Genomic DNA, 13,371 nt, shown 5'->3' with positions numbered 1-13,371 from the left:
CGGGGCCCGGCACCGCACGGAGGACCTGCTGGTTCCCGCCTCAGACCGCATGCCGCCCCGCACACCGCCTCGGCCCGCACACCGCCACGGACCGGCCGGTTCAGTCGCCCGGTCGCCAGTCCGGGCGGCGACCGCTCATGGCGACGGTCCGGTCGACGAGGGACGCGTCGGCCGGGACCGGGACCGGCTGACCGAAGATGCGCTCGGACCGGGGGACGGTGTCGTTCGGCGTCAGCATGGCCAGCGAGACGCGAAGGCTCGCCTCGTCCGCCTCGTACGCCTGGCCGGTCGATCGGGCCAGGTCCCAGCCGTGGACCACCAGCTCGTCCAGCACGACCACCGCGGCCACCTCGCCCGGCATGTCGACACCGCCCGCCCTGGTCATTCCCTGTCGGGCGGCAGGATCGCGCCAGGCCGTCACCAGCTCGTCGAGCAGCGGCGGCAGCGTTTCACGCCAGTCGTCGGCGAGGACCGGAAGGGTGGAGTCCGGGGCGGTGTCGGTCGTCGGACCGAAGCCCTTCCGCGCGGCGTCGCGGAAGGCCGCGCTCAGTTTGGCCACATGGGCGAGGAGCTCCCGGACCGTGTAGTCGGGGCAGGGCGTCGGGCCCGCCAGCCGCTGCTCGTCGATGCCGTCGAGCAGGCCGGTGATCTGCCGGGCCGCAGGCTCCAGATCGATCGTGGGTGTTGTCTCCGTGTGCGTATCCATACAGTTCAGACCGGTCCGGCGCCCGGAACTCATCGCTCTTCGCGCGACGCGTCCCCCAAGGACGATCCGGCTCGCGAACGCCGCGCCCCGCGCCGCCGTCCGGTCCAGCAGCGCGAACGGAATGGCGGGTTCTCCGTCGATCCGGAGCATCCCGTTCCGCGCGCTCCGGCAGCGCGAACCCGCCCCCCACGGCATCGGCCGACCGCACGCCACCCCGCGTACCGCGCCCACGGATCACCGGCGTCCGATCACCTGCGCACAACGGCACATTGCGGAACGTTCCGCTCCACCCTCTTGTCGTCGACCCCCACGCCATGCGATACAGGTCTGGACCATTGCCCGCCGGATGGAAGGCACGACCGTGCAACGCCCCCACGCAACCGCCGCGTCGGCCTGTTCCGCCGCCCTGCTCCTCGCCGCGCTCACCGCCTGCGGCTCCGCCCCCGAGGCCGATACCCGCAAACCCACGGCGCCGGGCCATGTGACGGCGCAGGCCAGCAGCGCGACCTCGGTGCACGTCATGTGGGAACAGGCCTCCGACAACAAGGCGGTCACCGGCTACGAGGTCTACCGCGAGGGCGAGAAGGTCAGGGCCGTCCCGGCGGCCAAGGTGATGATCGACGTCGACGGGCTGACCGCCTCGACCGCGTACACCTTCACCGTCCGGGCCCGTGACGCCGCCGGGAACCTCTCCGGGCCGAGCGCCGCCGCGACCGTCACCACACCCGCCCCCACCCCCACCGACCACGAGCCGCCGACGCGTCCGGTGAAACTGCGCGGCACGGCGGACGGCAGCCGGGCCGCGAACCTCTCCTGGGGCGGCTCCACGGACGACGTCGGCGTCACCTCGTACGACATCTACCAGGAAGGCTCCCGGATCCACAGCGTGCCCGGCACCCGGACCACGGCACATCTGACCGGTCTGCGCCCCGGTACCGTCTACACCTTCACCGTCCGCGCCCGCGACGCCGCCGACACCTCCTCGCCGGACAGCAACGCCCTCGATCTCACCACCGCGTCCGCACCGGGCGCACCCGCCAGTACCGCCCCCACCGATCTGCGGATCACCAACCGCGTCCAGGGCAAGGAGTACGCCGTCGACCTGGACTGGAAGCAGCCCGAGACGGGCAGCGAGATCCCCGCGTACCAGCTCTTCATGGACGGCCGGCTGACCACCACGATCGTGTGGGGCTCCACCCCGCCCACGGGCCGGGCGAGTTACCGGCTCACCGTCGCCGACCCGCGCGGCACCCGCTACTCGATGAAGATCCGCGCCAAGCTGCCGGACGGGAAGTGGGGAGACTTCTCCGCCCAGCGCACGGTCGTCCTCGGCGACTGAGTCTGCGCAGGTCCGTCGCCCCGGGGGCGAGGACAGGGCGGGAAGGGGGCGATGTCCCGGACGGGCTCAGCCGGTGACGCGGACGGTCTCCACCCATGTCGGGGGCTGCGGGGCGGCCGGGCCGATGAGCGCCGCCACCAGCCGGCAGGAGGGGGCCTCCTCCGGCCAGGGCGTGTAACCGTCGGTCAGCACGACAATGATGTTCGGCCGGTCCCGTGCCGCGAGGGCGGCGGCGATACCCACGCGCATGTCGGTGCCGCCGCCCCCGCCCAGGGTGATCTGCTCGGCGGCCGTCACCCGGGACACGCTGCGCACATCGGCGTCGCAGGCCAGCACGGTGACGCGGTTGCCCCGGATGCCCACCTCCCGCAGCACCCCGGTGACCTCCGCCAGCGCCGAGGCGAGCTCCTCGTCACCCATCGACCCCGAGGTGTCGATGACGACGGCCACCCGGGGCAGCGGACGGCGCAGGCTGGGCAGCACGACGCCCCGGAGCGCCGCGCTGCGGCGGGACGGCCGGCGGTAGGTGTAGTCGATCGCTCCGGCGGCCCAGGCGGCGGCCTCCCGGACCGCGCCCGCGAGCGCCTGCCGCCAGTCGACCGTGGGCTCCATGATCTGGTCCGCCCAGCGCTCCCAGCCCGCCGGAAGGTCGCCCCGGCTGCGCCGGTGTGCGCGCATCGCCTCCGCGGTGTGGCGCCGCAGTGCCTCGGCCTCCACCGGACCCAGACGGTTCGGCCCGTCCTCCCCGGTCAGCTCCCAGGGCACCGGTTGTCCATGGGCGCCGGACCCGCAGTCGTGCGGGGGCGGACCCGACGGCAGATGGGGGAGGTACGCCTCGAAGAGCTGCCCGGTCGGCAGGCCGAAGAGCCGCGGCTCCATCCGTCCGGCCGGCAGGGGCAGCCCGTCGGCGACGAGGTCGTCGTTGATCTCGCAGTCCTGGGCGACATTGACGCGGTGCGGGTCGCGCTGGTCGGCGGCGGGCAGCCGTCCGGCGCGCCCGTGGTGGTCGCGCAGCAGATGTGCCACCTCGTGCACCCACACCGCGGCGAGTTCCGCCACCGGCGTCGCGTCGACGAAGGCGGGGGACACATAGCAGCGCCAGTGCCGGTCCACGCCCATCGTCGGCACGCCGGTGCTCGCCACCACCGACAGCGCGTACAGCGCCGAGGCCAGATAGGGCCGGCCGGTCGCCGCCCGGTAGCGGGCGGCGAGCAGCTTGGTCATGTCCAACTGGGGCCGCTCCGGGGCGGTTTCCGGTTCCGGCACCGACGTGTCCGCCTCAGCCGATCTGCGGCAGGGCGCCGGACAGCTGCAGCAGTTCCAGGAAGGCGTCGATGCCCTCCGGCACCGACCAGTCGGTGTCCCGCATCGCCGCCAGATCCACCGCCGCCCTGGCCGCCACATCGGGCACACCCGCGTCGACGGCCTTCGCCAGCACCGTCCAGCCCGCCTCCCAACGGCGCCTGGTGAGATCGCCCTGGACGGCCGCCACGACGGCGATGAGGAAGGCCAGTTGCCGGTCGCCGCGTTCGGGCAGGGCGAACGCGGCGGGGTTCGCCAGTACGCGATCGGGGTCGGGCAGGTCGAGGTTCTCCAGGTAGGACAGCAGCTCGATGCCCGCGCCGTCCCCCACGGCCCCGGTCAGCGCGGCGGCCACGGCCTCCCGCCCGGCGCCCGTGGCGTACCCGGTGGCGAGCAGCCGCAGCGCCATGTCCCAGGTCCGCGGGGACGGCCAGGCCCGGCCCCGGCTCTCCGCGTCGGCCGGGATGTGGTGGACGAGCCCCGGCCGCGCGGTCAGAAAGCCGGAGATCGCGCCGCGGGCCCGCGCCGCCGCCCCCGGAACCCGGGCGGCGTCGACGACCGGCACGGCCACCTCGGGCCACGTGCCGGCCATGCCGCGCGCGACGGTGCGCGGGTCGTGCGTCCACTGGAGGTGTACGAAACGGTTGGCGAGCGGTGGGCTGAGGTGCCAGCCGTCCGCCGCGCTCGACGGCGGATTCGCCGCCGCCACGATGCGTACCGACTCCGGCAACGTCAGGCTGCCCACGCGGCGTTCGAGCACGACGCGCAACAGCGCCGCCTGTACGGCCGGGGGAGCGGAGGACAACTCGTCGAAGAACAACAGCCCCTGGCCGGTGCGCGCGAGCCGGACCGCCCAGTCCGGCGGGGCCATCGGCACCCCGGTCACGGCCGGGTCGTCACCGACGACCGGCAGCCCCGCGAAGTCGGAGGGTTCGTGCACACTGGCGATGACCGTCTCGAGACCGAGGCCGAGCCCGGCCGCGAGCTGCTCCATGCCGGCCGACTTGCCGATGCCCGGCTCACCCCAGAGCAGCACCGGCTGATTGGCCGTCACTGCCAGTGCCAGCGCCTCCAGTTGCGGATTGGCAGCGGCTTCGGTCCGCGATGTCCGCAGCCTGCGGTTCAGCTCGTCGGCGGCGTCCAGCGGTCCCGGAACGGCGGCCGGAGGCTGCGGCACGGGTGGCTGTCCCGGTGCGGCGGGAGGCCGCGGTGCGGGCGCCGGTCCCGGTGTGCCGGGGGCGATGGTGCTCACCCGTCCTCATCCTCCTCGTACTGGTCGTCCTTCTCTTCTTTCCACTCGTCCCACCATTCGGCCCCGATGTCCGGATGCTCCTTGTCCACCCGTTCCCTGAGGAAGTCCAGGTCCGTCCGCCGGTACTTGCGGATCAGCTGGTCCAGCGAGAGTTCCATCGGGTCGACGACGTCGATCCGTGCCCCGGCGTCGATCAGCGCCGTCACGAGTGCCGCCGAACCGCCGTCGCCGACCGCCACACAGAGCGGGGTGCGTTGCCGGTGGTCCAGGGCCTCCAGGTCGAGACCGGCCGCCAGGAGCCGGGGCAGCAGGGGCTCGTGGTCGAGGAGGTGCAGTACATGGAGCAGGCTGCGCCGGCCGCCGTCCCGCACCCGGGGGTCGACGCCCGCGTCCAGGAGTTCCAGGACCCCCGGGGTGTCGCCGTGCTGGGCGTGCAGAAAGAGATCCCGTCGTTGTGCCCGCAGGGCCTTGGGCAGCCGGCCCGTACCGGAGGTGCAGGCGTGCTCCACGGCGAAGCAGCCGGTGACGGCGCCGCCGAAGGCCCGCAGCGCGTTCTCGCGCTGTCGCTCCTGCGGGCTGTGCGGGGAGCCGAGCTTCCCGTCGCGGAAGACGACCTCGTGCCATTCACCGCGGCACCTGACCCGTACCGGCGCGGGAGGAGTCGGCCCCGGCGGACCCGCCGCCGTGTCGAGGCCGGGGAAGAGGGACCCGGCGACCAGCGGGTGCAGTTGTGCGGGCGTCAGAGCGCCGGCCCGCAGCAGGTCGAGATCCGGCAGTCGCTGCCGGAGCGCCCGGGGGAGGGAGGGAACGTCCCCGTCCGCCTCCCGCTGGACGAGCCTGATCCGCAGACGTCTGTCGCTGCCGAGGCCCGTGAACTCCAGCAGGACGCGGGCACGCCAGTCCTCGCCGATCTGAAGGCGCGACGCGGCGTACAACTCCGCGAACCGCCCGGCCTCCGACGCCAGCCGGGGAACGTCGAGCGTCAGCCGGGCCAGGATCGATTCCGGCGTCGCCCGGTACCACGACGGTGTCTCCGGCTGGGTCGGATCCAGGTCGATGCCCACCGCCGCCAGCGATTCGGTCACACGGCCCCGCTGGTACAGCAGCGTCGCCCACTCGGCGCGGGCCACCGGGTCACCGGCGCCCGGCTCCGCGTCGGGCAGTTCGTCCGCCCCGAGCGGTGTGCCGTCGGCGTGGAGGAACGGCAACCGGTCCGCACCGCCGGCCCGTGTACGCAATTCGTCGGTACGGCGCGCGTCCCACAGGTACCGGCAGGCCCGCCAGTCCGTGACACCCGCACGGAAGGAACCGGGTACGGAGCCGACTCGCACCGCCCCGAACCGGAGCAAGATCCTCTGCGGTCCGTCGACCATCGGCGGAGTGCGCAGGTACAGATACGGGGCCGCGGCCCCGGGCACCTCCGCCGTGCCGCCGTAACCCGCCAGGACCACGGTCAGGTCGGTGGCGAGCGTCGAGCGCCCGCCCAGCACGCGCGGCAGGTGCCAGCGCACCAGGTCGGGCACCAGATGACGGAGATCGGACTCAAGCGCTCCGGCCACGTCCGGCCCGTACCCCGCGGAGACCTCCGACAGGTCGAACGCCACATCGAACCGGGCCGCCGCGCAGGCACCCCGCCAGTCCCCGGCCGCGCGCCGTTCGGCGGACGCCTCGATCATCCACCGGGGCACCGCGTACCGGCGTACCTGCCGTAGGCTCGCCAACTCCTCCGGGTCGAAGAACCGGATCGCCTCGTCCGGACTCACCGGTAGACGCTCCTGACCGCGCGCAGGTCCGCATGGGCACCGCGGTCCGGGCGCAGTCGCGCCGCGAAGGACCGCTTCACCTTGCGGGGGAGTCCGGGGCCCAGCCCCACGTACTCCAGGCACGAGTCGGCGTCGACAGCGGCGAGCAGGGTCTTCGCGCCCCGCCCGGTGAGTCCGGTGTGGCGCAGTTCCAGCCGCCGCAGCGGACTGCCGTGCAGCGCACCGGCCAGCGCGTCGGCCCCCATGTCACCGGTGACATTGGACGGGGCCCCGAGGCTGCGCTCCGAGGGCGGCCGGCCGAGATCGAGTCCTTCGATCCCGTCGAGCGCGCCGGCCAGGGCGCGCGCCCCGGCGGGCCCGATCCCGTTGCCGCCGAGGCCGAGCCGGACCGGGCGGGCGGGGTCGGCGGCGGCCGCGAGCACGGCGGCCCCCGCGTCACCGAGGTGGTTGGACGGAAGGTACAGCTCCCGCACCCCCGCGTCCCGGATCAGCGCGGCCAGCAGCGGGGCGGCCTCGGCGCCGAGGCCGTTGCCCCCGAGGAACAGCCGCTCGACGGGCCGGGACCGACGGCTCAGCACGGCCAGCAGGGCCGTGAGGCCGTCCGTGGTGAGTCCGCTGTTCACCAGGTCGAGGGTGCGCAGAACGGTGTTGCGGCGGAGCATCGGGACGAGCGCGCGGACACCGGCGTCACCCACGGGATTGCGTTTCAGCCACAGCGCCCTGACGGTGTCGTCCTCGCTCAGCGCTCCGGCGAGCGCCGTGACTCCGTCGGGTCCGATGCGATTGCAGCCGAGATAGACCGTCCGCAGCCCGTGGCCGCCCCGGCCCAGTGCGTCGGCGACGGCCCGCGCGCCCTCGTCGCCCAGCGAGTTGGTGCCGAGCAGCACATGCGAGGCGTGCGGGGAGCCGGCGACCGCGGGCATCACCCGGACCGCGCCCGCCGCACCGAGTCCCTGCTTGCAGAGGTCGACCCGCCCGTCCGCCCGCAGCGCGCCGAGCGCGAAGGTCTCGTCGGTCTCGACGGGGTGCGCCGCCGCCAGCCGCTCCAGCAGCGGATCCAGTAGGGCCGCGTCGGCGAGCGGAATGTCCGGGTGCTCGATCGCGGGACAGCGCACGGGCATCGGCTGCAACATCACTACTCCCCAGGTCCCCCGCCGGTACCCGGCCAGGAGAGGGCGACCGCGTCCTCCGCCCGCTCGGGACGAACCGACGCCATCGACTCTTCTCCACGAAAAGGCGGCAAGACCGGTCGGATTCGAACCGACGTCCTCCAGCTTGATGCTAGGGCGCGACGACCTCTGCGCTACAGCCTTGCCATGCGTGATCCTAATCGCATCGGCTTCAAATTCGCACACCAGTACCGCTGTTGAAGAATGGTCTGTACCTCTTGACGGGTTGGTCCAGACCATTTAGTTTCCCCTGTGCTCCATGGCACCACGGAATCCCGCTCCCCCTCAGGACCGCCTCACCGGTCCCTGCCTCAAGGGAGAACCATGTTCGAGCACATGACCTTCAGAAGGAGAACGGCGACCGCCTTCGCCGCCGTTCTCGGGCTCCTCCTCGCGCTGCTGTCCCTGCAGGCGGCACCCGCGCACGCGGCCGGCAAGCTGACAGCCACCTTCACTTCCGCCGACAACGGGTCGTGGTGGAAGGGGACCTACGTCCTGCACAACGACACCGACACCGCCGTCACGGGGTGGAGCCTCGAATTCGACCTGCCCGCCGGGGTCGCGATCGACACCTCCTACAACGGCACCGTCACCACCCGGGGCAGCCACATCACCGCGGTCAACGCCCACTACAACGGCACCGTCGCGGCGCACAGCACCACCGAGCCGTACAGCTTCTGGTTCGTGGCCACCGGACCGATCACCGCACCGACCGGCTGCCGGGTCAACGGCGACAAGTGCGACGGCTCCGCGGACGTGCCGCCGGGCGCGCCGAGCGGGCTGAAGCAGACCGACGTCACCGCCCGCACCGCCTCGCTGTCCTGGACGGCGGCCGCGGCGGGCGACTTCCCCGTGGCGTCCTACGACATCCTCGCCGGCGGCAACGTGGTCGGCACCGCCACCGCGGCCACCTCCGCCACGGTCACCGGACTGACCCCGGCCACCGCCTACTCCTTCACCGTCCGGGCCAAGGACACCCGGGGCAACACCTCCGCCGAGAGCGCCCCGCTGGCGGTCACCACCGTCGACCCGGCCACCGACACCTCCCCGCCCACCGCCCCGGGCTCGCTCCGTTCCACGGCGGCCGACTCCTCGTCCGTCACCCTGGCCTGGACGGCCTCGACGGACAACCAGCGGGTCGCCGCGTACGACATCTACCGGGGCGGCGTCCTGGCCACCACGGTGTCCGGCACGACGACCACCGCCACCATCGGCGGACTCTCGCCCTCGACCTCGTACACCTTCACCGTCAAGGCCCGTGACGCGGCGGACAACGCCTCACCGGCCAGCAACGCGCTCACGGTGAAGACCGACGACATCGTCGGCACCGGCAACTACGCCAAGGTCGGCTACTTCGTCCAGTGGGGCATCTACGGCCGCCAGTACTTCGTCAAGAACCTCCAGGACTCCGGCGCCGCGGGCAAGCTCGACATCGTCAACTACGCCTTCGCCAACATCGACCCCGACAACCTCACCTGCCTGAACGGTGTCACCAAGGGAACCACCGCCGACCCCGAGGACCCCGAACAGGGGACCGGCGCCGGAGACGCCGACGCCGACTACGCCCGCCCGTTCAGCGCCGCCCAGTCCGTCGACGGCGTCGCGGACGACGGCTGGGGCAAACTGCGCGGCAACTTCAACCAGTTGAAGAAGCTCAAGAAGCTCCACCCCGACCTGAAGATCGTGGTCTCGCTCGGCGGCTGGACGTACTCGAAGTACTTCTCCGACGTGGCGGCCACCGACGCCTCCCGCAAGAAGTTCGTCTCCTCCTGCATCGACATGTACATCAAGGGCAACCTGCCCGAGTACAGCGGTGCGGGCGGCCCCGGCACCGCGGCCGGCATCTTCGACGGCTTCGACATCGACTGGGAATGGCCGGGCACGGGCACCGGGCACCCCGGCAACCACTACTCACCGAACGACAAGGACAACCTGACCCTGCTGCTCGCCGAGTTCCGCAAGCAGATGGACGCCCTCGGCGGCGGCCACCGCCTCCTCACCGCCTTCACCCCCGCCGACCCGCAGAAGATCGGCGACGGATGGGACCTGGGCAAGGTCTTCGACTCCCTCGACGTGGCCAACGTCCAGGGCTACGACTTCCACGGCTCCGGCAGCGACAACTCCTGGGAACCCGACCGCACCGGCCATCAGGCCAACCTCTACACCGACGCCCAGGACCCGTACGACTTCCACTTCAGCGCCGACGCCGCCATCAAGGCCTATACGGACGCGGGTGTCGAACCCCGCAAGCTGACCCTCGGCATCCCCTTCTACGGCCGCGGCTGGCAGAACGTCACCGACGGCGGAGCGGCGGGCGAATGGCAGTCCGCCGGAGGCGCCGCCCCCGGCCAGTTCGCGGAGGAGGCCGGCACCCGCGGCTACGCCAACCTCATCGGCGCGTACCCGACGATGACGGTCCACCACGACGAGCAGTCGGTGTCCACGTACGGCTACACCGGCAACCAGTGGTGGTCCTTCGACGACACCTGGTCCATCGGCAAGAAGACCGCATACGTGAAGGACAAGGGCCTGTTGGGGGTGATGGTCTGGGAGATGTCCGGGGACACGCCCCAGGGCACGCTGCTCAACGCCCTTGACACCGGACTGAAGTAGCCGACCGGAAGCGCACGGTCCCGTGGGGCGGACAGATTCCACGGGACCGTGACGGTTCACCCGGTCAGGGCCGGACCCCGGCTGCCGAGGCACCGGGGGCGCCCGCCCGGCGGCCGGTGCGGGGGGCGGATCCGGGGCCGGCCGGGGTGCGGGTGCGGGACGTCACCGCGATCAACCCGTCGGCGGGCCCGAGCCGGGCTCAGGCCAGCTGCTCGTATGCCGGCAGGGTCAGGAAGTCCGCGTAATCCTGGTCCAGGGAGACCTGGAGCAGGAGGTCGTGGGCCTGCTGCCACCTGCCGGACGCGAACGCCTCGTCGCCGATCTCGGCGCGGATCGCGGCGAGTTCCTCGGCGGCGACCTTGCGGGCCAGGTCCGCGGTGGCGTGTTCGCCGTTCTCGAAGACCACGTCCGCGTTGATCCACTGCCAGATCTGCGAGCGCGAGATCTCCGCGGTGGCCGCGTCCTCCATCAGGTTGAAGATGGCGACCGCGCCCATGCCGCGCAGCCACGCCTCGATGTAGCGGATGCCGACCGCGACGGCGTTGCGCAGGCCGTCGTACGTGGGCTTGGCGTCGAGGGTGTCGATGGCGATCAGGTCACCCGCGGCCACCGAGACGTCCTCGCGCAGGCGTTCCTTCTGGTTCGGCCTCTCGCCGAGGACCGCGTCGAAGGAGGCCATGGCGATCGGGACCAGGTCCGGGTGGGCGACCCAGGAGCCGTCGAAGCCGTCGTGGGCCTCGCGGTCCTTGTCGGCCTTGACCTTCTCGAAGGCGACCTTGTTGACCTCGGCGTCGCGGCGGGACGGGATGAAGGCCGCCATGCCGCCGATGGCGTGCGCGTCGCGCTTGTGGCAGGTGCGGACGAGGAGTTCGGTGTACGCGCGCATGAACGGGGCGGTCATCGTCACCGCGTTGCGGTCCGGGAGGACGAACTTGGCGCCGCCGTCACGGAAGTTCTTGACGATGGAGAAGAGGTAGTCCCAACGGCCCGCGTTCAGGCCGGAGGCGTGGTCGCGGAGTTCGTAGAGGATCTCCTCCATCTCGTACGCGGCGGTGATCGTCTCGATGAGGACGGTCGCGCGGACCGTGCCCTGCGGGATTCCGGCGTAGTCCTGCGCGAAGACGAAGATGTCGTTCCAGAGGCGGGCCTCCAGGTGCGACTCCGTCTTCGGGAGGTAGAAGTACGGGCCCTTGCCGAGGTCGATGAGGCGCTGGGCGTTGTGGAAGAAGTAGAGGCCGAAGTCGACCAGCGCGCCCGGCACCGGGGTGCCGTCGAGCTGGAGGTGGCGCTCGTTCAGATGCCAGCCGCGGGGGCGGGTGACGACCGTGGCGAGCTCGTCGGCCGGCTTCAGGGCGTACGACTTGCCGGACCGGGGGTCCGTGAAATCGATGGTGCGGGTGTAGGCGTCGATCAGATTGAGCTGGCCGAGGACGACGTTCTCCCACGTGGGGGCGGAAGCGTCCTCGAAGTCGGCGAGCCAGACCCTGGCGCCCGAGTTGAGGGCGTTGATGGTCATCTTGCGGTCGGTCGGACCGGTGATCTCCACCCGGCGGTCGTTGAGCGCGGCCGGGGCCGGCGCGACCTTCCAGGAGCCGTCCGCGCGGATCGCCGCCGTCTCGGGAAGGAAGTCCAGTGTGGAGGTACGGGCGATCTCGGCACGGCGCTCGCCGCGGCGGGCGAGCAGCTCGTCACGGCGGGGCGTGAACCGCCGGTGCAGCTCGGCCACGAACGCGAGAGCCGCGTCGGTCAGGACCTCGTCCTGCCGGGGCAGGGGCTCGGCATCGACGATGGCCAGCGGGGACGGCGCTGGTGCGGACATGAGCTGTCACTCCTTCAGCGAGCGGTGCGGGCGGCGTCTCACGGCCGCCGGGTCGCCTGAAACGGCACGGCGTGCCAGGGCTCCGGGATACGGCCGTGGTCGCCGTCCGAGATGCAGAGGGCTTCTGACCAGTGGATAGTAGTTTCCTCATGGTGGAAGTTCAATGGTTTGTTGATGTCGAGATTCTCCGGGTCGACACAACGGGGACGGCGTCGGCGCGGCGTGCCAGTCCGCTCACTCAAGGCGCTTCAGGTCCTCCACCGTGTCGATGTCGTACGCCTGAGCCACATCGGAACACTCGACGAGCGTGATCGCATCGCGGTGGGTCCGCAGATACGCCCGAGCGCCCTGGTCGCCGACCGCTCCGGCCGCGACGTCCGCCCACCGTCCGGCCCCGAACAGCACCGGATGGCCGCGCTCACCGCGGTACGAGGCGGCCACGAGGCTCGTCCCGGAGCGGTACGCCGATCGCACCCTCGCCACCGCGTCCGCACCGATGCCCGGCTGGTCGACGAGGAGGACGAGCGCCGCGTCCGCCCCCGTACCGGTCAGCGCCCCGAGCCCCGCCCGCAGCGACGAGCCCATGCCCTCGGTCCACCCGGGGTTGACGGTCACCGCGCAGCCGAAGAGGTCGGCGCGGGCGCGTACCTCCTCGGCCGCGGCGCCCAGGACCACGTGCACCCGGTCGCAGCCGCCCTCCCGCAGGATCCGTACCGCGTGCTCCACCAGCGGCCGGCCGCGGTGTTCGAGCAGTGCCTTGGGCCGCCCGCCGAGTCGCCGTCCGCCGCCCGCGGCGAGCAGCAGCCCGGCGACCACCGGGGTCCGTGTCGTTCGAGTCATGCGGACTGGATACCCCGGGCGCGCCCGCTTCGCGCAAGTGGACGGCGGCGGCGCGGTCACGGATGGGCGGGTGACCCCGTCCATTGAGCGACCATGCGCATCACCCGTACGAGACCCCCCGAATTCCGTCCGCGGAGTGGCGCTCGACACCTTTCATGGCGTTAACTTGCGGGCATCCCCGGACACTTGACCACAGTCGGGGACCCGGTCGGAACACTGGCACAAGGACGTGCGAGGGGGAGTGCTTTGTTGCGAAGCGTGGGGCAGACGCGGGTGACCAGCAGTGGCGAGGATCCGAGGGTCGCGGAGCTGCGCACGGCCGTCTCCCGGCTCCGCCGTGAGCTGGCGGGGCATCCCGGGGAGTTCCCGGACCGAGGGATCGCCGAGGACGAACTGGCCGCGCTGGACGCGATGGCGATCAGCGGCGCACCCGAGATTCCCCGGCTGCGCCGTTCGCTGCTGCTGATCGCGGGGGCGATCGGCTCGGTCAGCGCACTGGCCTCCGCGCTCAGGGACGTACGCGTCGCCGTGGACCTCTTCGGCGAGCCGCCGCGCCCCTGACGTACGA

General features: G+C 72.2%; 10 protein-coding genes. 3 read left to right on the top strand and 7 right to left on the bottom strand.

The window, feature by feature from the left end; all coding sequences use genetic code 11:
* Nucleotides 1–100 precede the first annotated feature (100 nt).
* Nucleotides 101–706: a TIGR03086 family metal-binding protein gene (locus ACIOMQ_RS09800; protein WP_402188496.1), complete on the bottom strand. Its 606-nt coding sequence runs from the start codon at nt 704–706 to the stop codon at nt 101–103.
* A gap of 346 nt (nt 707–1,052) precedes the next feature.
* Between ACIOMQ_RS09800 and ACIOMQ_RS09795 the strand changes: the two genes are divergently transcribed.
* Nucleotides 1,053–2,045, top strand: a complete 993-nt coding sequence (locus ACIOMQ_RS09795) for a fibronectin type III domain-containing protein (RefSeq protein ID WP_402188494.1) — start codon at nt 1,053–1,055, stop codon at nt 2,043–2,045.
* Nucleotides 2,046–2,111: 66 nt separating this feature from the next.
* Here the strand turns inward: ACIOMQ_RS09795 and ACIOMQ_RS09790 are convergent, their stop codons facing one another.
* The 4 genes from ACIOMQ_RS09790 to ACIOMQ_RS09775 form a co-directional block, all read right to left on the bottom strand.
* A complete protein-coding gene (locus ACIOMQ_RS09790) occupies nt 2,112–3,269 on the bottom strand; it encodes a DUF2201 family putative metallopeptidase (protein WP_362198045.1) in 1,158 nt (385 codons plus the stop codon).
* Between the two features lie 55 nt (nt 3,270–3,324).
* Complete coding sequence (locus tag ACIOMQ_RS09785; protein ID WP_362198042.1) at nt 3,325–4,524, bottom strand: sigma 54-interacting transcriptional regulator; 1,200 nt, start codon at nt 4,522–4,524, stop codon at nt 3,325–3,327.
* A gap of 71 nt (nt 4,525–4,595) precedes the next feature.
* A complete protein-coding gene (locus tag ACIOMQ_RS09780) occupies nt 4,596–6,362 on the bottom strand; it encodes an ankyrin repeat domain-containing protein (RefSeq protein ID WP_402188492.1) in 1,767 nt (588 codons plus the stop codon).
* The gene (locus tag ACIOMQ_RS09775) at nt 6,359–7,495 is read right to left on the bottom strand and encodes a gala protein (protein WP_401263750.1); all 1,137 of its coding nucleotides are present in this window, start codon (nt 7,493–7,495) and stop codon (nt 6,359–6,361) included. The genes ACIOMQ_RS09780 and ACIOMQ_RS09775 overlap by 4 nt, the downstream gene beginning before the upstream one ends.
* 360 nt (nt 7,496–7,855) lie before the next feature.
* On the opposite strand from ACIOMQ_RS09775, the gene ACIOMQ_RS09770 reads away from it, so the two are divergent.
* The gene (locus ACIOMQ_RS09770) at nt 7,856–10,144 is read left to right on the top strand and encodes a glycosyl hydrolase family 18 protein (RefSeq protein WP_401263751.1); all 2,289 of its coding nucleotides are present in this window, start codon (nt 7,856–7,858) and stop codon (nt 10,142–10,144) included.
* 199 nt (nt 10,145–10,343) lie between these two features.
* On the opposite strand, the gene aceB is transcribed toward ACIOMQ_RS09770, so the two are convergent.
* Nucleotides 10,344–11,963, bottom strand: a complete 1,620-nt coding sequence (aceB, locus tag ACIOMQ_RS09765; RefSeq protein ID WP_362197390.1) for a malate synthase A — start codon at nt 11,961–11,963, stop codon at nt 10,344–10,346.
* Between the two features lie 234 nt (nt 11,964–12,197).
* A complete protein-coding gene (locus ACIOMQ_RS09760; protein WP_402188490.1) occupies nt 12,198–12,803 on the bottom strand; it encodes an NTP transferase domain-containing protein in 606 nt (201 codons plus the stop codon).
* 258 nt (nt 12,804–13,061) lie between these two features.
* On the opposite strand from ACIOMQ_RS09760, the gene ACIOMQ_RS09755 reads away from it, so the two are divergent.
* The gene (locus tag ACIOMQ_RS09755; protein WP_362197384.1) at nt 13,062–13,364 is read left to right on the top strand and encodes a DUF5955 family protein; all 303 of its coding nucleotides are present in this window, start codon (nt 13,062–13,064) and stop codon (nt 13,362–13,364) included.
* Nucleotides 13,365–13,371: the final 7 nt, after the last annotated feature.

This window comes from Streptomyces sp. NPDC087845 (assembly GCF_044742755.1).
GTDB lineage: Bacteria > Actinomycetota > Actinomycetes > Streptomycetales > Streptomycetaceae > Streptomyces.
This window is presented reverse-complemented; position numbering and strand designations above follow the sequence as displayed.

What these genes read in the sequence shown, in the direction of transcription:
- ACIOMQ_RS09790 (WP_362198045.1), bottom strand. Translation starts at nt 3,269, where the DNA reads ATGACCAAGCTGCTCGCCGCCCGCTACCGGGCGGCGACCGGCCGGCCC.
- ACIOMQ_RS09800 (WP_402188496.1), bottom strand. Translation starts at nt 706, where the DNA reads ATGGATACGCACACGGAGACAACACCCACGATCGATCTGGAGCCTGCG.
- ACIOMQ_RS09770 (WP_401263751.1), top strand. Translation starts at nt 7,856, where the DNA reads ATGTTCGAGCACATGACCTTCAGAAGGAGAACGGCGACCGCCTTCGCC.
- ACIOMQ_RS09795 (WP_402188494.1), top strand. Translation starts at nt 1,053, where the DNA reads ATGGAAGGCACGACCGTGCAACGCCCCCACGCAACCGCCGCGTCGGCC.
- ACIOMQ_RS09760 (WP_402188490.1), bottom strand. Translation starts at nt 12,803, where the DNA reads ATGACTCGAACGACACGGACCCCGGTGGTCGCCGGGCTGCTGCTCGCC.
- ACIOMQ_RS09775 (WP_401263750.1), bottom strand. Translation starts at nt 7,495, where the DNA reads ATGTTGCAGCCGATGCCCGTGCGCTGTCCCGCGATCGAGCACCCGGAC.
- aceB (WP_362197390.1), bottom strand. Translation starts at nt 11,963, where the DNA reads ATGTCCGCACCAGCGCCGTCCCCGCTGGCCATCGTCGATGCCGAGCCC.